Source organism: Actinopolymorpha sp. B17G11, from assembly GCF_040196095.1.
Classification (GTDB): Bacteria; Actinomycetota; Actinomycetes; order Propionibacteriales; family Actinopolymorphaceae; genus Thermasporomyces.
Genome location: NZ_JBEFTW010000022.1, coordinates 88,607 through 107,057, shown reverse-complemented (window position 1 = coordinate 107,057; position 18,451 = coordinate 88,607). Strand labels below are relative to the sequence as shown.

16 protein-coding genes are annotated in these 18,451 nt (G+C 67.5%); 5 read left to right on the top strand and 11 right to left on the bottom strand.

All coding sequences use genetic code 11. The annotated features are described in order from the left end of the window. Positions 1-49 precede the first annotated feature (49 nt). The 5 genes from ABN028_RS21840 to ABN028_RS21820 form a co-directional block, all read right to left on the bottom strand. Positions 50-940 carry an FAD binding domain-containing protein gene (locus tag ABN028_RS21840; protein WP_349697912.1) on the bottom strand — a complete coding sequence of 297 codons (891 nt, stop codon included), beginning with the start codon at positions 938-940 and terminating at the stop codon, positions 50-52. Further along, positions 918-3,227 (bottom strand): xanthine dehydrogenase family protein molybdopterin-binding subunit, encoded by a 2,310-nt coding sequence (locus ABN028_RS21835; protein ID WP_349330907.1) that lies wholly within the window; start codon positions 3,225-3,227, stop codon positions 918-920. Before ABN028_RS21835 ends, ABN028_RS21840 begins: the two co-directional genes overlap by 23 nt. Further along, the gene (locus ABN028_RS21830; protein ID WP_349697911.1) at positions 3,215-3,763 is read right to left on the bottom strand and encodes a (2Fe-2S)-binding protein; all 549 of its coding nucleotides are present in this window, start codon (positions 3,761-3,763) and stop codon (positions 3,215-3,217) included. Before ABN028_RS21830 ends, ABN028_RS21835 begins: the two co-directional genes overlap by 13 nt. A gap of 145 nt (positions 3,764-3,908) precedes the next feature. Beyond that, a complete protein-coding gene (locus tag ABN028_RS21825; RefSeq protein WP_349697910.1) occupies positions 3,909-4,667 on the bottom strand; it encodes a hypothetical protein in 759 nt (252 codons plus the stop codon). Between the two features lie 513 nt (positions 4,668-5,180). Continuing rightward, positions 5,181-5,483 (bottom strand): hypothetical protein, encoded by a 303-nt coding sequence (locus ABN028_RS21820; protein WP_349697909.1) that lies wholly within the window; start codon positions 5,481-5,483, stop codon positions 5,181-5,183. Positions 5,484-6,021: 538 nt separating this feature from the next. Between ABN028_RS21820 and ABN028_RS21815 the strand changes: the two genes are divergently transcribed. After that, positions 6,022-6,864, top strand: coding sequence for a DUF6454 family protein (locus tag ABN028_RS21815; RefSeq protein WP_349697908.1), 843 nt, complete (start codon positions 6,022-6,024; stop codon positions 6,862-6,864). Here the strand turns inward: ABN028_RS21815 and ABN028_RS21810 are convergent. Both ABN028_RS21810 and ABN028_RS21805 read right to left on the bottom strand, forming a co-directional pair. Next, the gene (locus ABN028_RS21810) at positions 6,843-7,634 is read right to left on the bottom strand and encodes an SDR family NAD(P)-dependent oxidoreductase (protein ID WP_349697907.1); all 792 of its coding nucleotides are present in this window, start codon (positions 7,632-7,634) and stop codon (positions 6,843-6,845) included. The genes ABN028_RS21815 and ABN028_RS21810 overlap by 22 nt on opposite strands. Before the next feature lie 20 nt (positions 7,635-7,654). Beyond that, positions 7,655-8,353 (bottom strand): DUF998 domain-containing protein, encoded by a 699-nt coding sequence (locus ABN028_RS21805; protein WP_349697906.1) that lies wholly within the window; start codon positions 8,351-8,353, stop codon positions 7,655-7,657. Positions 8,354-8,554: 201 nt separating this feature from the next. On the opposite strand from ABN028_RS21805, the gene ABN028_RS21800 reads away from it, so the two are divergent. Beyond that, entirely contained in the window at positions 8,555-10,540 is a 1,986-nt protein-coding gene (locus ABN028_RS21800) for an ABC transporter substrate-binding protein (protein ID WP_349697905.1), read from the top strand. On the opposite strand, the gene ABN028_RS21795 is transcribed toward ABN028_RS21800, so the two are convergent. The 3 genes from ABN028_RS21795 to ABN028_RS21785 form a co-directional block, all read right to left on the bottom strand. Next, positions 10,530-10,802, bottom strand: a complete 273-nt coding sequence (locus ABN028_RS21795; RefSeq protein ID WP_349697904.1) for a hypothetical protein — start codon at positions 10,800-10,802, stop codon at positions 10,530-10,532. The two genes, ABN028_RS21800 and ABN028_RS21795, sit on opposite strands and share 11 nt — an antisense overlap. Before the next feature lie 5 nt (positions 10,803-10,807). Continuing rightward, positions 10,808-11,890 carry a hypothetical protein gene (locus ABN028_RS21790; protein ID WP_349697903.1) on the bottom strand — a complete coding sequence of 361 codons (1,083 nt, stop codon included), beginning with the start codon at positions 11,888-11,890 and terminating at the stop codon, positions 10,808-10,810. Positions 11,891-12,038: 148 nt separating this feature from the next. Further along, positions 12,039-13,277 (bottom strand): cytochrome P450 family protein, encoded by a 1,239-nt coding sequence (locus ABN028_RS21785; protein WP_349697902.1) that lies wholly within the window; start codon positions 13,275-13,277, stop codon positions 12,039-12,041. Between the two features lie 153 nt (positions 13,278-13,430). On the opposite strand from ABN028_RS21785, the gene ABN028_RS21780 reads away from it, so the two are divergent. Further along, on the top strand, positions 13,431-14,519 hold the full coding sequence (locus ABN028_RS21780; protein ID WP_349697901.1) for a TetR/AcrR family transcriptional regulator: 1,089 nt from the start codon (positions 13,431-13,433) through the stop codon (positions 14,517-14,519). A 98-nt stretch (positions 14,520-14,617) separates the two neighbouring features. Here the strand turns inward: ABN028_RS21780 and ABN028_RS21775 are convergent, their stop codons facing one another. After that, entirely contained in the window at positions 14,618-15,913 is a 1,296-nt protein-coding gene (locus ABN028_RS21775; protein ID WP_349697900.1) for a DUF222 domain-containing protein, read from the bottom strand. 289 nt (positions 15,914-16,202) lie between these two features. Between ABN028_RS21775 and ABN028_RS21770 the strand changes: the two genes are divergently transcribed. Both ABN028_RS21770 and ABN028_RS21765 read left to right on the top strand, forming a co-directional pair. Further along, on the top strand, positions 16,203-16,796 hold the full coding sequence (locus ABN028_RS21770; RefSeq protein WP_349697899.1) for a GNAT family N-acetyltransferase: 594 nt from the start codon (positions 16,203-16,205) through the stop codon (positions 16,794-16,796). Positions 16,797-17,331: 535 nt separating this feature from the next. Next, positions 17,332-18,372 carry a Gfo/Idh/MocA family protein gene (locus tag ABN028_RS21765; RefSeq protein WP_349697898.1) on the top strand — a complete coding sequence of 347 codons (1,041 nt, stop codon included), beginning with the start codon at positions 17,332-17,334 and terminating at the stop codon, positions 18,370-18,372. Positions 18,373-18,451 lie beyond the last annotated feature (79 nt).

Below are 18,451 nucleotides of genomic sequence, written 5' to 3'. Positions count from 1 at the left end.
GCGCGGGGATCCCGCGTACGTCGGATAAGGGTTCGCGGTGGTAGCCCTTCTACGAGATCGGCACGATCGCGTCGCGGGCGCGCCGGACGAGCGCTTCGCCCAGCTCGATCTTGAACGCCGAACCCGGCAGCGGGGTCGCACCGCTGAGCCCGCCGTCGGGAGACCCCAGCAGCCAGGGGATCGGCGCGACGCCGGCGAGGGCGATGCGTACGTCGTCGCCTCGCCGTACCGCCGCCACACCCACGAGCGGGAACGCATACCGCGCCCGGTCCATCGCCTTGAGGTAGGTGCTGGCGTCCGGCCGGGGCACGTCGAGCTCGAGGATCAGTTCGCCCCGCCGGAGCGTGGTGTTGCTGCGGTTGTCGTCGGTCGGGAGCCGATACAGGTCGGCGAGAGGGAGTTCCCGTTGGGTGGTACGGACCGTCGCCCCCAGAGCGACCAGCGCGGCCGCCGGGTCGGACGGATGTGCCGACGAGCAGTGGCTGTTGCCGAACACGGCGTGCTCGTCGCCGCGGCCGGCGCGGGCGAGGCACCGGTCGCCGCCGGCCAGCCAGCAGCTCTGGCCGAGCCGCCAGTACCAGCAGCGGGTCGCCTGCAGCAGGTTGCCGGCGATCGACCCCATGCCGCGGATCTGCGGGGACGCGGACAGCCGGCAGGCCTCCCGCAGCGCATCCGGGACGCTTTCGGGGGCGTGTTCCAGCTCGGCGAGCGTGGTGCCCGCGCCGATCCGCACACCCCCGCCCTGCCCGTCTGCACCGTCGTACGACTCGATTCCGCGTGGCACGACCGCACGCACGTCGACGAGGGTGTCGGCCGAGAGCAGCCCGTCGCGGAGGAGCGGTACGACGTCGGTGCCGCCGGCGAGGGGCACCGAACCGTTGTCGAACCCGGCCCCGCCCAGCTCGGCCGCGTCGAGGCTAGACAGTCGCTGGAGCTTCATGGCGTTCCCTCGCTGCCTTGTTGTCGGCCCGGTCGGCCCGGTCGGCTCTGTTGGCTCGGTCGGCCGCGTCGCGGAGCGCCCGGAGCATCTCCTCGCGGTCGATCGGGAGCTCGTGGACGTCGGCTCCGGTCGCGTCCCGAATGGCGTTGGCGATGGCGGCGGCGGTCGGGATGATCGGCGGCTCGCCCAGTCCCTTCGCGCCGAGGCTGGTGAGGTTCGGATCGGGGACGTCGACGAGCTCGGTGATGATCTCGGGGACGTCGGCGATCGTCGGCATCCGGTAGCTGTCGAGCGTCTGGGTGAGGACGACACCGGTGGCGGGGTCGAGCAGCCGTTCCTCGGACAGGGTGTGCCCGATGCCCTGGATCACACCGCCCTCGAGCTGGCTCGACGCGCCCAGGGGGTTGATGACCCGGCCGACGTCGTGGATCGCGGCCAGCCGCTCCACCCGGATCTCGCCGGTCTCGATGTCGACCGCCACCTCGGCGACCTGCACCCCGAAGGTGTGGACACCCATGCCGGTGGGGTTGGGGCCACGCGCGCCGGTGCCGAGGATCTGCGCGTTGCCGAGCAGGCCGAGAAGCTCCTCGACCGGCCACGACTCGGCGCCGTCGGCCGTCTCGATCCGACCGGCCCGCAGGCTCAGCTCCTCCGGCGTGCGTTCGTACCGCTGGGCCGCGATGTCGAGGATCTGCCGCCGCGCGTCGCCGGCGGCAGCGCGCACCGCCGGGCCCATCGACGGGGTCGTCGACGAGCCGGCCGCGGCAACCGCGTACGGCCCCCGATCGGTGTTGCCGAGCACCAGGTCGACGCTCTCCAAGGGGAAACCGAGCTCCTCGGCCGCGATCTGCGACATGGCTGTGCGTGAGCCGGTGCCGATGTCCTGCATGGCCGTCACCACGGTGGCGCGGGCATCGGAACCGACCCGCACCCACGCATACGACGGGGGGCCGCCGCCGCCGTACCAGATCTGGCTCGCCAGACCGACGCCCCGCCGCCACGGTCCCTCGCTGCGGGCGCGTACGTCGTGTCGGCGGTCCCAGTGCTTGTCGGCGAGGTCGTAGCAGTCCAGCAGGTGGTTGGCGGAGTACGTCACACCGGACGCCGGGTCCGAGCTGGAGTAGTTGCGGCGGCGCACCTCCAGCGGGTCCATCTTCAGCTTCACCGCAAGCTCGTCGACCAAGCACTCCAGGCCGAACGTCCCCTCGACGAACCCGGGTGCGCGGAACGCCGCCATCGGTGGGGTGTTGAGCTTGGCGGCGTACTCGACGGTACGCACGTTCGGGCAGGCGTACAGCGTCTGCATCGGGCCGGCGGTCGAGGCCATCCAGCCGTTCCACCCGAGGGCCGCCACAAAGTCGCCGCCGAGCGCGACGATCGTGCCGTCGCGCTTGGCGCCGATCGTGAGGCGTTGGATGGTGGCGTTGCGGTTGCCGGCGGCGAGGTTCTCCTCCCGGCGGGTGAGCGCGCAACGAACGGGACGGCCGGTGCGTCTGGCGAGCTCGGCCGCGATGAACGTGTAGTGGCCGGCGTCGTTCTTGGCGCCGAAGCCGCCGCCCATGTACTCGCAGATCACCCGCACCTTGTCGGCGGGAACCTTCAGCGCGCGGGCGACGCCGCTGCGGACGCCCCAGATGTCCTGGGTGGACGTGTGGACGACGAGCGTGTCGCCCTCCCATGCACACACGGACTGGTGGGTCTCGAGCGAGTTGTGCAGCACGGTCTGGGTGCGGTACTCCGACTCGACCACGACGTCGGCCTCGGCGAGCGCGGTGTCGAAGTCGCCGCGGGCATAGTGGCGGGGGTCGGAGGTGAAGTGCTTTTGCCGTACGGCTTCGTCCGGGTCGAGGACCGGCTCCAGGACCTCCCAGTCGACCTCGACCAGGTCCAGCGCGGCCCGGGCCTGGGCGAAGCTGTCCGCGGCGAGGGCGGCGACGGGCGCGCCGTGGTAGCCGGCCAGCTCGTCGACCTCGGGCGCGTCGCCGGGCCCGATCGCGCCGCGGACGCCGGGTGCGTCGAGCGCGCGGGTGAGGTCGATCGCGCGTACCCGGGCATGGGCGTGGGGCGAACGCAGAACGGCCGCGTGCAGCATGCCGGGCAGGCGTACGTCGGCGGTGTAGATCGCCTCACCCCTGGCGCGGGCCGGCGCGGACTTGCGCAGCGCCGGGCGTCCGACGACGTCGCGCGGACCGGCCGGCCACTGGTCGAGCGAGTCCTCGTCGACCACCAGCCAGATCGTTTCGTACCGGCCTTCGACTTCCTTCTCGGTCTTGATCAGGCGCGCCACGAGAGGATCGCCTCCTCGATCTTGGGGTAGGCGCCGCACCGGCAGATGTTCCCGGCCATCGCGTGCCGGATCTCCTCCCGGGTCGGCTCGGGGTTGCCCTCCACGAGGGCGGCGGCGGACACGATCTGTCCGGGCGTACAGAATCCACACTGCAGGGCGTCACAGCGGACGAACGCGTCGACCATCGGGTGCTCACGGAGGCCCTCGATCGTGGTGATCTCGGCGCCATCGACGCTGTGGGCGAGGGTGAGGCACGACAAGGTAGGCCTGCCGTCGACGAGGACCGTGCAGGCGCCGCAGTGGCCTTCGCCGCAGGCGACCTTGGTGCCGGTGAAGCCGAGGTCCTCGCGGAGGACCTCCGCGAGGGTCTGGCCCACCGGCGCGTCGACGTCGTGGCGCTGGCCGTTGAGGCTGAACCTGGTAGTTCCAGGGCTGCCGGCGGCGCGGTTGGCGCCGTCGTCGGCGTGGCTGGCGGAACCGGTTACGGCGTCGGGAGGCGACGCGGCGTCGGGAGGCGACGCGGCGTCGGCCGTCACCGCATGCTCCGGCGACGCATCCGCGGGGAAAGCTGGCGGTCGGTGTCCATGGCGGCCCCTTTGTCGAACGTCTGACGCAGCCCCCCGCCTGCCCCATCGTCCCGGATGCGTCCTCAGGACACAACGCCCTAGACCTGGGGCCGTGTCAGTGACGTCCTCGCCCGCGGTGTTGCCTCGGCACGGTCCGACCCTCGTCCACCTCGTCGTAGTCGGCGTCGTAGGCGGTCTCGACCTGCGGCGAATCGTCAGCCGGCAGCGGGGTCTTCCCGGCGACGTCGCGGACGCCTTCCCCCGCGCTCCTGCCCGCGTCCCCGACACCCTGGCCGACCTCGCTGGCGCCCTTCCCGGCTCCTCGGCCGACCTCCCGCACGCCTTCGCCGGCGCCTCGGCCGACCTCGCCTACACCTTCGCCGGCGCCTCGGCCGACCTCCCGCACGCCTTCGCCCGCACCCTGGGCGACCTCCCGGACCCCTTCACCAGCGCCACGGCCGACCTCCCGGACCCCTTCACCAGCACCCTGGCCGACCTTCTCCACACCTCGGCCGATGGGTCTCGTCAGGGACGTCAGGATCTCGGGGTTGTTGTCGATGGTCCGCATCACCCGGTCGACGATCTGTGCCACCTTGTCGAGCTTCACCTTGAGCATGGCCTGGGCGCTGACGTTCTCGATGTTCAGCTCCACCTTGCCGAGGGTGGCGTCCGCGCCGACATGAATCTCCACGATGTCCAGCACTTTCGCGTGCAGGTCCACGTGTGCCTCGAGGTCTTCCACGTTGAGGGTGATCTTCTCGACTCCGAGGTCGGGAATGCTCAGGAAGACGTCGGGGTCCTGGTTGGAACCCAGCCAATCCTGCGCACTCGCATCCTCGAGACTGTGGGCGCGGTCGGCGTCGCTGTCAGTCACTCTGGAACCCCCATGACTTTCCCGGCCTAGGAGTACCTACCCTCCGCTCCTGCTGATGAACAGATGAGTAGGCCGGCAACGACGAGAAGGACGCCGGACGCAAGGAATCCACGGTCGTACGCAAACCCCACGTTGTCTGCGAGCAAAGGAATTCCGTGCCACGGGAGCACGAGATCAGTACCGCCTTTGCCGCCGGCCCGCACTCACCGGATCGTCGTCCGATCCCACAGGTGGCCGCAGGGCGAGGACCGCCATGGCGGGCGGCGACCGGCGGATGCAGCGTGCCCGGAACCGATGCCTGTTTCCAGGTGCGGCGATGAAGCGGATGCCGGGCTACACACCCTGGCGAGGGCGACGGCGTCATCGTCTGCGACACGGCAAGGCCTACATATTGTGTCTGCCGGTGTGCGAGATGTAACGAATGGCCCTGCCCACCGCGTTCACCGGCGAGCAGGGCTGTCGACGATGAGGGTTGATCTTTGCCATTTGTCGAACACGCATGGTTCAGCGCCATCAAGCAGGAGGACCTGCACAGTTGTGGCAGCGCCCCCGACGTTTGGAACAGTCGGCATGCTCGTCGGTCCTGTCGCCGCTTGAGCGTTCGTTGGCGCATTCGCCGTCGCCGCACGACCGTACCCGCATTTCGATCACGTACTCGTTGCCGCGTGCCAGCCCTTTGAAGATAAGTCGATCTGCTTGCCACTCGCTGGCTGTTCCGACGACCTGACCGGAGGCGGTGCGAAGGGCGGCTTCGGCGAAGAACTCGTCGGCGTGACTGCCAGTCGTTTGGTCGTTGGCCGCCGCCACTGCGAGCATAGAGTCACCGGATGGGATTGGCTTCTGGCTGTTGTCCGCTGCAACAGTCCGGTCCGCGGTCTCAGGGCGGCAGGTTGGCAATGCGGTGAGGGCGAGAAGTAGGAGAACTGCTGTGGCTCGGCTCCGCATACCCCTCTGACGCCTCAGTGGCGTCGGCCGGTTGCCTGGCCGACGCCCCTATTTGCGCCGCGCATCCGTCACCTTCTTGGGCGGTGGCTCTAGCTGGTGGCCCAGTACAGGAACCCGAACGCGTTCCAGTCTCCCAGGGCCAACGTGCGCATCTTCTCGGAACAGTAGGAGCCGACTCCGTACATCGTCAGATTCGCGTGTTTCTCGTAATAAGTAGAATCCGGAGCCTCTGGAAAGACATCGTCCAGTCCATATACAGGCCCAGCCTCATGTGTCGCAATCGACGTCAGGTCCACCCCGCCGGAGCAGGGATCGGGCGTCGGTAGGTTGTACCAGGACCAGGCGTTGGTATCCAGTGGAGAGCGACGTGGCCTCAGACAATGCGCAGGCTGTACCCGCGGATGATCCGGTGACGGTGGCTTTTGCCAGAACAACCGCTGCGACCCGCTGGCGGCTCAACCGCAGCATCCCCCTGCGGTTCCCGACCCATCATCCGCAGGGTCTCGCCCTGATCGGCGACACGATTGCGCTGTCCACGGTCGAGGTGGTCGAGTGGCCAGTGCGGCGCCCGCAGCTCGCCGACGGCCACGATCGTACGCCTGGCAAGGGAATCGGCCATCTCCTCCTCATGGATCGCGACGGAAATCTGCGAGCCGACATCGAGATCGGAGACGGCACGGTCTACCACCCGGGTGGCATCGACTTCGACGGTGAGTCGGTGTGGGTGCCGGTCGCGGAGTATCGCCCGGACAGCAGGGCCATCATCTATCGGTTCGATCCGTCGACGGCGCAGGTCTCGCCGGCATTCGAGATCGATGACCACATCAGTGCGGTGGTGCGCGACCGGATCACCGGAAACCTGCACGGGATGAGCTGGGACGCCCGCGCGATGTACCAGTGGACGCCCAACGGCACAACTCTTGCACGCCAGGCGAACGAGGATCACCTGGTCGCCGTGCAGGACGCCAACTATGTCGGCTGGCGCAAGCAGATCTGCACCGGTGTGGCATCCCTACCGACCTCTGACGGCGGCCGCTACGAACTGGGCTCCGTCGTGCTGCGCGACCTGCGGGACAACCGGATCCTCCACCAGATCCCGTTCCCGTACTTCTCGAGCGCCGGCCACGTGATGACGCGCAACCCCGTGGCACTCGAGGTTGTCAATGAGACCTTGCGCCTGTTGGCCGCTCCCGATGACGGGGATGAAGGATCAGGAACCGAGCTGTTCGTCTACGAGGCACTCATGTCATAAGCGGTCCGCGGCCGCTGGGTGGCGAGCTTGCCGCCGCTCACGTCGATGAGCGTGCCGGTGATGTACTCCGCCTGGTCGGACGCGAGGAAACACACCAGGTGGGCGATGTCCTCAGGCGAGCCCCATCGGCGGATGGTCAGCAGATCCAGAAGCCGGTCCTGGACCTCGTCGGGGCGTTCGGCGAAGTGGTTCATGTCGGTGGGGATCATTCCGGGGGCGTAGGCGTTCGCGGTGATGTTCCACGGGCCGAGCTCACCGGCGATGGCGCGCGTGAAGTGTGCGACGGCGGCCTTGGCGGATGCGTACGCCGCGCCTCCCACGCTGGGGACGATCGCGGCGAACGACGACGCGTTGATGATCCGCCCCGAGCGCTGCTTCTTCATCACCGGGATGACCGCCTTGCACATGTGGAACGTGCCGGTCAGGTTGACGTCGTGGCAGGAGTGCCACCGCTCCACCGGGAGGGTGTCGACCGGACCTCCCGCGGCGACGCCGGCATTGTTGACGAGGATGTCGATTCGCCCGTGGCGGCGTACGACCTCGTCGACCACCTCCTGAATGCGGTCGAGGTCGGTGACGTCGCCGACGAACTGGCTGGAGGGTACGCCGATGTCGGCGAGTTCGGCACCGAGAGCGTCGAGATCTTCCTGGTTGACGTCGATGGCGACCGTGGTGACGCCTTCGTTCGCCAACCGCAGCACGAGCGCGCGTCCGATACCGCGTCCGCCACCGGTCACGATGGCGACGCGTCCTCCGAGATCGATGTGCATGCACGCCCTTCCTTTCGTGATCAGGATCGCAACGAACGGTCCCTCGGCAGGAGAACGGCCAACAGCAGCAGCCACGTCCACCCGACGGTGATGGTGAGGCGCTGGAGCAGTCCACCGATCTCGAGCAGACCGGCAACCTGGCCAAAAGCCAGACTGGCAAGAACGAACCCGATTGTGAAGACGACGCCGGTCAGTGCCGAGTAGATCGCCCACCCGCGCTCTCCCCACCGGTTGAATCGGCGTACGAACACGAAACAGGCGATCGGCAGACCCACGAACACCGGGATCGAGAACAGATCATGAAGGAGGGCAGGCACGCTGGTGTACTCGACGAGCTGGTCAGGGGTGCCGGGTGGATAGCCGCTCACGGGATCGGTGGGGAAGATTCCCGCGCCCATCAGGCCGATGCCGTACGCACCTATCAGCACAGGTCCCCACGTCGAACCGCCCCAAGGTCGCAGTGCGCGCCACAGTCCGACCGCAAAGGCCACCGACAGGATGCCGGCGACGAGAAAGTTGGCGACCTGCGTCCATCCGTACGCTCCGAGTGCCAGGGAACTGACCGGATGGCGCACCGGGTTGTAGTCGGCCCGGGTGGCACCCTCGACGACCCACGCCAACGTGAACAGTGGGCCCGCGATCACGCCGCAAACGAGCAGCGCTCGGGTGATCGCCGGGGGGCGAGCGGGCCGGGTGGCCGTCGGTCCCGAAGTCGACATGATGACATCGAGCATAGGACGTCCCGTGTCTCCCGCGGGTGTCGTGGCGGACTGGCCCGAACCGGCCAGGACGCGTGGCCAGATTGGTGCAGCTCGATTGACGTCGGATCGCAGGATCATCAGACTTCGGGACTCCAACGTTGTAAACAGCGTGGCGTACTACCACGCGACGTGAACGGGTGGAACCTGGAGGGGGACCGGATGTCGATCGGAGACCTGGGGGCGCACAGACCGACCCGGCGGGATGTTCTCCGCTCCGCAGGCGGCGCCGTGCTCGCCACGACGTCCTTGGTCGGATGCGACCTGTTGAGCACGGATCCGGCGAGCGACAGGAACGGGGGCCCGCGCGGCAAGAAGGGCAAGGAGGCGCCCGAACTCGCCGCCCAGGTGAAGGCCGGCGCACTGCCACCGGTCAAGAACCGTCTGCCGGAGGAGCCGCTCGTGGTCGAGCCAGCGCAGGAGGTCGGCGTCTACGGCGGGACGTGGAACACCTTCATCCAGGGCATCGACGGTGCGTCGGTCTACGAGAACATCGGCTACGACGGCCTCGTGCGCTGGGCACCCGACTTCACCGGCATCATCCCGAACGTGGTGTCCTGGGATGTGGCGGCCGAGGGCAAGGAATACACGCTCCACCTGCGCAAGGGAATGAAATGGTCGGACGGCAAGCCGTTCACCACCGACGACATCGCATTCGCATACGTTGACGTCTTCAGCAACAAGGAACTCTCGCCAGTCTTTCCCCAGTGGCTCGCCCCCGGAGGCACGCCGGCGAAGTTCGAGAAGGTGGATGACGTCACGTGCAGGTTCACCTTCGCCGAGCCGCACGCGTTCTTTCTGGAGCACCTGGCAAGTCCGGAGGGCAACCTTCTCGCGGCGACGCCCAAGCACTACCTGCGACAGTTCCACAAGACCTACACGCCCGATGTCGACGCGCTCGTGAAGGAGGCGAAGCTCACCAAGTGGAGCGAGCTCTACTTCGGCAAGGGGGGAGACGGCACCTCTGGTCTTGCGATCTGGCAGAACCCCGACCTGCCCGTCCTTCTCCCATGGGTCGTCTCCACCGCGCTGACGAAGAATCGCCTGGTGGCCAAGCGAAACCCGTACTACTGGAAGACCGACCCCGACGGTAGCCAGCTGCCATATCTCGATCAGGTGGTCATCGAGGTGGTGACGAGTCCCGAAACCGCGACCCTGCGGGCGAGCAACGGGGAGTTCAGCCTTCCCTCGACCGACGTCCTGACGCCGGCCAACAAGCCGGTCTTCGCACAGAACGCCGAGAAGGGCGGCTACCACCTCATCGACCAGTTGACCTCGGACATCAACGGAGGTGTGATCTGCCTCAACCTCACCCACCAGAACCGGCAGCTGCGCGAGGTGTTTCAGAACAAGGACTTTCGGATCGGGCTTTCCTACGCCATCAACCGATCCGAACTCATCAAGGCCGTGCACCAGCGTCAGGGCGAGCCCTATCAGTCGGCGCCCCGACCGGAGTCGGACTTCTACGACGAGCAGTTGGCCAGGCAGTACACCGAGTACGACGTGGCGAAAGCCAATGACCATCTCGACCGAGCCGGCTACACGGAGCGGGACGACAGCGGATTCCGGCTGCGTCCGGACGGCGAGCGGATCACTTTCACTGTCGAACTTCCGACCGGTTTCGACCCGAGCTACCCGTCCACAGCCGAGCTGATCCAGGGATACTGGAAGGCTGTCGGCGTCGAGATGAAGGTGAAGTCGCAGGGTGGGCCGCTGTACTGGGAACGACTTTTCGCCAATCAGCACGATGCCGTCATCTACAGCGCCGAGAACGGGCTGCGGGACGCGATTCTTGATCCTGGTTGGTTCTTCCCGGTGGGTGGCCGCTGCTACTACGCCCGGCAATGGGCGGACTGGTACGCCACCGATGGTGAGGCGGGCGAGAAGCCACCGGCCGCACCGCTCGAACAGATGGAGTTGTACGACACGATCAAGACGACCGCCGACGATGCCGAGCGGCGTCGGCTCTTTGGCGAGATCCTGCGCATTTCCGCCGACGAGTTCTACACCATCGGAACGGTACTGATCGCAGGTCGCTATTCGATCGTGCAGGACACGTTTCGCAACGTCCCCGAGCCGATTCCGGAAGGTTCGCTCTATCCTGACCCCGCGCCCGTGGGACCCGAGCAGTTCTACGTCAGGGACTGAGTTCCGGGTCACCGGCAGTGGTGTCCTCGGCGGGTGGGCGGAGCGAGTCTGTTGTCTCCATCGCGTCTTGGAAGATCTCATTGTAGGCCGAGTTGGACAGCATCTCGACCGAGGACTGGCGACCCGATGCGAGCTCGTCGGCCATTTCGCGTACTCGTGGGTCGCTCGACGTCAGCGCGGCCTCGATCGCTTCCTGGCGGGCGGCTCGGGCTCGACTTGTCAGTTCGTGGGCCTTCACCCGGATCGCATCGAGCTCTGACATCGTGGTCACCACTTCTTCTCTGGATGGTCGTAGACGACGATCGACTCCATGCGGCAGGGCGGCTCCTCCTTGAAGAGTGGCCTGGCCCGCTCTTCAAGGCCCTCTTTCGCCCACCCCAGTGTCTGGGCAATGAGGTTCAAGGCGTGCTCGATCAGTTCGAGAGCCTCGCCGCCCTTGATGAACAACCGGGTCAGACCGGCCCAGCCAAGGGGAATCGCGAGGTCGAGGATGATATTGATGCACTGGCTCACGATCTGGTGTACCTCGAAGAGATGCTCGGCGATGCTCCGATAGCCGTCGAACAGATACGACTTGTAGTAGTCGATTTCCGCTTCAGTGGCGGCGGCGAAGCTCGCGAAGTGGTCTTCCGCGGCTCCTTGCGCACGTCCCCGCCAGTAGTCGGCGAGATGAGTGTATTCCCTGGCTTGGAACGCCCACATGTGATGGACGGCAGTGCCGCATCGGCGCCATGCCTTGGCAGCGTCTCGCCAGGCCTCCCAGTTGCCGACGTAGAACTCCATCACCTCTTCGACCGGATCGATGCCGTAGCCGGCCTTGAGGATCTTCCGGACCCAGTGACTCGGACTCAGGAGGTTCGACCAGAAGTCCAGTTCCTTCTGAACGGAGTTGAGGTCTATCCCGAGATCGTCGTCGGCGTCCTTGCGCTCGGCTTCGGTGACAAGATCGACGACGCCGTCTTCGTCGACTTCGAAGACCACGTGTGGATCCTTGGCGCTGCCATCCGGGACACCGTAGTGATTGACGGTATCCGGATAATATTGCTCGAGCTTCTCGGCCGACTCGCGATCTGTGTAGACGTAGAAGTGGCCTGCGCTGTTCAATGCTTCCGCACTACCGTTGGCGACTCTCCTCATGTGGCCGAGGCGGACGTCTGCGCGAACGAGGAGGTAGGCGTGGAGCGTGCCGACGAGGTTTGCGGCGTAGGAGTTCGGCACATGAACGGCCAGCTGCCAGGCGCCGAGGTCGCCGCTGGTCAGATATCGCTGCAGGTACTCGGCGTCCTTCGCGTACTGGCCAAGAAGCGCGCTGTAGCCATACAACCCGTCGGGGTCGACGTAGAACGCCACCAGTCCTCCGTCTCGAAGACGCTTTGAAAGGACGAGCGTTCCAGACCCGCACTTACAGCGGACTTACATCGGACCGGCCGACACACGGGCGACGTCTCAGTCGGCGCCGAGCCGCTGGCGGTCGTGGGGTGCCGGCGGCAGGCCTGTATCAGAGGGTGACCGGCAGTGACGCCAGCCGCCAGGTGCCCGGGTCTGGGACGTGGTCCACGTCCTCCGGCGGTACGGCCAACGCGAGATCCGGAAAGCGCCGCAGCAGCCCGGCGAGTGCGACCTCGGTCTCCACGCGAGCCACGGCCGACCCGAGGCAGAAGTGCGGACCGTGACCGAGGCCCAGGTGCCCCGGTGGTGTGACGGTCCGGCGGATGTCCAGCTGGTCCGGCTGGGCCCCGGTGCCGGCGAACGCCCGCGGATCCCGGTTGGCGGCGGCGACGGAAGTTGTGACCGGTGCGCCTTTGGCGACGAGGACCCCGCCGAGCTCGACATCCTCGCGTGCGTACCGGGGAATCGTCAGGAGAGTCGGACCGCACCAGCGGATCAGCTCCTCCACAGCGCGAGGGATGAGAGCCGAATCCGCACGTAGCGCGGTGAGCTGGTCGGGGTGGGCGAGGAGTGCGCGTACGGAATTGGCGATGAGGTTCGTCGGCGTCTGTCCCGCGAGGACGAGGTGCCAGACCAGGGTGACCAGCTCGGTGTCGCTGAGGCGGTCGCCGTCCTCGGCCTGCGCTCGGATGAGGTCGGAGAGCAGGTCGTCCGCGATCTCGTCGCGTCGGCGGGCGATCGCGGCTTTGGCGCCGTTGATGATTCCTGGGACTGCCTCGGCGAACCCCTGACCTACGCCTGCCGCGACCAGGGCGCCGTAGTCCCGCCACCGCGGACGGTCGGGCTCGGCGATGCCGACCAGCTCGCAGATCACCTCGACCGGCAGCGGCCGGGCGAAATGCCGCAGCAGGTCAACCGAGCCATCGCCGGCTGCCTCGCCGTTGCCGGGCAGGCCGTCGAGCAGGATTTCGACGATCCGCTCGATCCGTGGACGGAACTCCGCGGCCCGGCGTACGGAGAATGCCGGCGCGACCAGCCTCCGCAGCCGCATGTGCTCGGGCCCGTTCATCTCGGCCATGGTCCGCATGTACGGCAGACATTCGGCGGGGATGCCGGGCGGCGGTGTGAAGCTGTCGGCGTTGATCTCGAACCGCGGATCGCTCAGCATCGCCTTCGCGTCTGCATGCCGGGTGACGACCCAGACCGGGCCGATGCCGGGGATCTGGATCCGCGCCATCGGCGACCGCTCGCGCGCCGCGCCGTAGGCGGTGAACGGATCGCGCAGGACCTCGATGTCGGTCAGATCAATCTCCGGCACGCCGTCCACAGCTAGCTCGAGATCGGTCATGTGCACTCCTTGCGATCTGTCAGATGGTCATGGCAGATGTTCACATCATTTCAATGGTGACGGTATCTTGGCTCGAGCCGCATGGCAACGACCGGAAAGTCGACGTTTGCACCGGGGCCCCGGACCGGCCACCGCAGGAAGCAGGGGAACTCAATGGCCCGGCTCACCAGGGCGGAGATGCAGGGGCGCAACCGCGCGAAGGTGCTGGCCGCTGCTCGCGACGAGTTCATCGAGCGCGGATTTCGCGCGGCCAAGGTCGACAGCATCGCCGAGCGCGCGGAGCTCACCCGCGGTGCTGTCTACTCCAACTTTCCTGGCAAGCGGGCGCTCTACTTCGCGGTCCTTGCCGAGGACGCCGAACGTGTGCCCGAGGAGGCACTCCCGCCCGCCGGCGAGACCGTCCAGGAGGCGCTCGAGGCGTTCAGCCGTGCGTGGCTCGCCCGTCTTCCCCTCGCCACGGACACCCAGCGCAGCGCTGGCCTGCTCGGCATGGACCTGATGCCTGAGGTCGCGGCCGACGAGCGGACGCGCCATCCGTACGCACAACTGATGAGGCTCGACGCACTCGTGCTCGGGCTCGCGCTGGAGCGGCTACGCCCACCGTCCCGTGGCGCCGGCCGCCTGGTCGGGGTCGCCGAAGCCGTCCTCACGACGTTGCAGGGCGCCAGCCAGCTGGCCGCCACGGCACCCGGGTTCGTCGAGCCGTTCAACGTCATCCGGGCCTGCGGACAGCTGGCCGCTCTCGAACTCGACGAGCGGTGGCAGCCCACGCACCTTCCCTACGTTCCTCCTGCGCGAGCGGCCGATGACGGCTGGTCGCCGCTGCCCGCGACCGATGCGATCCACGGAGAGCCTGCGCGCCTCCGCGGCGACGGCGTGGTCGCGGTCCTCGGCCTGCACCGGCTCGCGGCCATCGAGGAAGCCGTGCGCGCCGCACCGTCCGGTGCCGACGTCACGGCGGTCCTCGTCTCCAGCGCGCCGCGCGAACTGATTCCCCTTGCCCGCTTGACCATCGCCGACTTCCGCGTCTGCCTCCGCCAGGCGTTCCCGCCGTCGACGTGGCCACGGTTGCAGATCGTGTACGACGAAACCGGTGCCCTTGCCGCCGCTGCCGGTGTCCCTGCGGTCAGCGACGCCACCGAAGCGGCCGTACGCATCGAGGCGGGCAGGATCGTCGCCCGCGCGGAAGGCTACGGTGCCTGCCACGCCGCTGCGACTGCGGGCGGCCGCGCCAGCCCGTGATGATGAAGGGGAAGGCGCCTATGCGGCGCAGAACCTCACGACACGATCACGTGTCTATGTGCGGAGTCTGTTGTTGCGTAACGGGTCGCGGTTCTTGTCTATCCAGTCGGGCGGAATGAACTCCGGCATGCCGTCGTCGGCGATACGAACCTGCCAGGCTCCTTGGTGGATGAGCCGGTGGTGGTATCCGCACAACAAGACGCCGTTTCCGACGGTGGTCGGTCCGCCATGGAGCCAGGCTGTGACATGGTGTCCGTCGCACCACGACGGCGGTCGGTCGCAACCGGGGAATGCGCAGCCGCCGTCTCGTAGCTCCAACAGTCGACGGGTCTTGCCGGTGAAGAGGCGGGTGCCGTCGGTGAGGACCGGTTCGCTGTTGATGGTGCCCCAGAGGCTGATCTTGGCATCGCACGCCACGCGTTGGGCGGTACGAGCGGAGATCGGGGTGCCGGTGTGGAGCAGGGATGCGTAGCCGGTGCGTTGATCAGGTTGGCGTCGGTGACCGTGATGACGAGGTGTGGCTTCTCTCCGGCGTGAGTGGGTGACTGTCGTGAGCCAAGGTAGCGACGGAGCAGTTCGTGGAACCCGTCGCCCATCCGTTGCGCGCTGGTCCGCATGTCGGGTCCGTCTGCGGTCGTCGGTCGGGGCTTGGCAAGTGGTTCGAGGGCGACGCGAAGGAGCTCGGTGGTCTCGGCGTCGAGCTTGCCGCGGAGGAAACTGCTCGTGCTGTAGGGATCGTCACTGATGGACAGTTCCCGCCGGCGGAGTTCTCTGGCTTCATGATCAGCGAGTTTCTTGGCCAACACCCGGTCGGCCAGCTCTGGGTCGACGATCTCGAGGATGGTGGCGCCGATCTTCGCGAGATCCTTGGGGTGGAAGACCCGCGCGTGGTCCAGCATGGCTTGTTCGACCTCGTACCGCACGTCCGGGCCCGCCTCGGATGGTAGGTCGCGGAGGGTCTGGGCGATGACATCGGCATGCTCGACACTGATCTCGCCGGTGTTCACCATCGACTGCGTGAGGATCAGGGTGGTGTCGAGGTCGCGGGCGAGTTTCACCTTCCGGCTGGCGTGGCCGGGTCGGATCCTCAGCAGTCCGGAGACCCAGCTCGCGGTGGAGGTGGCGCCAGCGGTCCTGCCCAGGTCGCGGCGGTCAGCTTCGCGGACTGCGGCGAGCAGAGCTGCGTCGACCTGAGCAGCAAGCCCCTGCAGGTCGACGAGAAGTTTAGCCACGTCGTCGTCGGACATCGACCACAGCACCGGCGGCAACTCCGCACCGAACCGGGCACGCACCCGCTCCACCAGGACCGGCAGCGGGTGTCGAGACGCTTCGCCGACGCCGGCGTCACGGGCTCCCGTGCCGGGGTGCGAAGCGGTCGTCGTCGCCGTTTCCATGATCTCAAACATAGACCCGACCACCGACAACCGAACGCCCGAAAGCCCTGCAAAACAAGGGCTGATCCATGATCAGGAAAGAAAAAGTCGGCTATCCGCCGCCGAACTTTCATGATCACGATCATGATCACTGGTAGGGGAGTGCGCACACGCTCTTGCCGACCTGGCGACCGCTCGTGCAGGATCTGGGGGATGCGCTCGAAGTGAGTCTGGCCGTCGTGACCTTCGGCCCCGCTGCGATCCGTCGCGTGGGACCCGACTCGTTCTCGCTTCCCTCTGGAGTTCTTCCGTGTGCGCTTCGTACGTCATTCGTGAGTATCAGGACCGAGATGCCGACAGCTGGCTTCGCTGTCGGCTGCAGAGCTTCTTCCACACCAACTACTACGACGATGTCGTGACCGAACGTCCGGCATATGCCCACCCGACCGTCCGCCACGTGGCGGCGGCCGACAAGTCGGTCGTGGGCATCCTGGACGCCCAGGTCGATGGGGCAAACGCGACGATCGAGGTGCTCGCCGTGCATCCGGATCATGCGCGACGCGGCATCGCGACCGCGCTTCTGCGTAAGACGGAAGCCGCACTGGCACGCTACGCGGTGAGCACGCTCGACGCGTGGACCCGGGAGGACGTGCCCGCGAACCGGTGGTACCAGCGTGCCGGATTCGTCGAAAGCTTCTCGTATCTCCATGTCCACAAGGTCGACGCTGACGACGCGACCGGCTTCGAAACCCCAACAGGGTTGAGCAGGCCGCTGACGGCGTTCATGCACGCGTCTCGAGATCACGAAGCGTCGCTGCGGCAGCAGTTCCGGCGGGTCTACGTCTGCCGGCGGTACGTCAAGACATTGAATGCTCCTCCCGACTCGATGAGTGACGGGGCGTAGCCGATGCACGTCACCTTGAACTCCGGGGCGCGTCCGCGCGGACGGACTGCCGTACGACCCATGGCTGCGTACGCATGTACGCGCCGGTGGCCAACTCGTCGGAGTCGCGCCGACGTCCTGGGTAATCGCGGCCTCGCTCAGCCGGTGGCGAGGGTGGACCGGCCTGCCCGTCGACGAGGACGGTCCGGTCGATGTCCCGCACGCGTTGGTGCCGGTGCAGTGCGACACGCAAGCCGGGCACGCGGTCTACGTCGAACCCAACGTCTGGGTGCGCCACGCCGTCGGCGACCTGTCGCCCAGGCCCGGGATCTGGACGGCGGCGGCTACCGGTGGCCGATGGCCTGGAGCTCGTCCAGATCGGGACAAGATCGGGACGAGCTCCAGACCTGGGACAAGTCACCCGCCACGTGTCGGGTGCCGCCGCCGTTGATCGTTTCTCCCGGTCCGCTGGCCGTGACTGGTCGGTCCGCTTGGCCCGGAACCAACCAAGCCGGCAGGCTGGCAAGCGACGAACCTCGACCGAAAGGACCACGCGATGCCCGACGCACCGCTCCGGGTCGGCATTCTCGGCCTCGGCAGAAGTGGATGGAACATCCACGCCGACGCCATCGCCGAGCACGACGGCTTCGACGTGACGGCCGTGGCCGATCCGGTCGAGGACCGGCGGGGGGAGGCGCGGGAACGCTTCGGCTGCGCGACGTACACCGAGCCCGAAGAGCTGCTCGCGAACGCCGACGTCGATGTCGTCGTGGTGGCCTCCCCGTCGCACACCCATGTTCCGTTGACGATCACCGCCCTCGAGGCGGGGCGCCACGTCGTCGTCGAGAAGCCGTTCGCCGGGACCGCCGCCGAGGTCGACCAGATGATCGCCGCAGCCAAGGCCGCCGACCGGGTGCTGACCTGCTACCAGCCGCGCCGGCTCGACGCCGACTTCGAGTACGTCCAGGAGGTCCTCGCGTCCGGGCGCCTGGGCGATCTCGTGATGGTCCGTCGTACGTCCCATCGGTTCCAACGGCGCGCGGACTGGCAGATGCTGCGGAAGTACGGCGGCGGCGAACTCTCCAACACGGTGCCGCACCTGATGGACCAGGTGCTCCTGCTTCTCGGCGACGGACCGATCGAGGTGTACGCCGACCTGCGGCACACGGTCGGTCTCGGCGACGCCGAGGATCACGTCAAGCTCTGCTTGCGCGGCGGGAGTGGCCCGTTGGCCGACATCGAGTCGAGCTTCTGCGTGGCGCTGCCGCAACCCGCGTGGCAGCTCTCCGGCACGACCGGAGCGCTCGTCGGCGACGGTACGACGTTCACGCTGCGGTGGTTCGATCCGGACTCGCTGGGCGCGCTGGAACTCAACGAGGGTCCGGCAGCGGGACGGCGGTACGGCACGGGTGAGCAGATCAGCTGGGAGGAGGAGGTCCGCACGCTCGGCCGCAGGACCCGCTCCGCGGCGCTGCGGTACTACGACAAGCTCGAGTCGACGCTTCGCGAGGGGGCCGAGGTGTTCGTGACGGCTGCGAGCGTACGGCGCCAGATCCAGATCATCGAGGACGCCCGCCGGCAGACCGGGTTCGCGTAGGCGGGCCACGGTGGGCGAGGGAGCCGCCCCTCGCGTTCAGCGACGGTACCGGTCGGCGGCACGTGGTGTGTCGCCGACC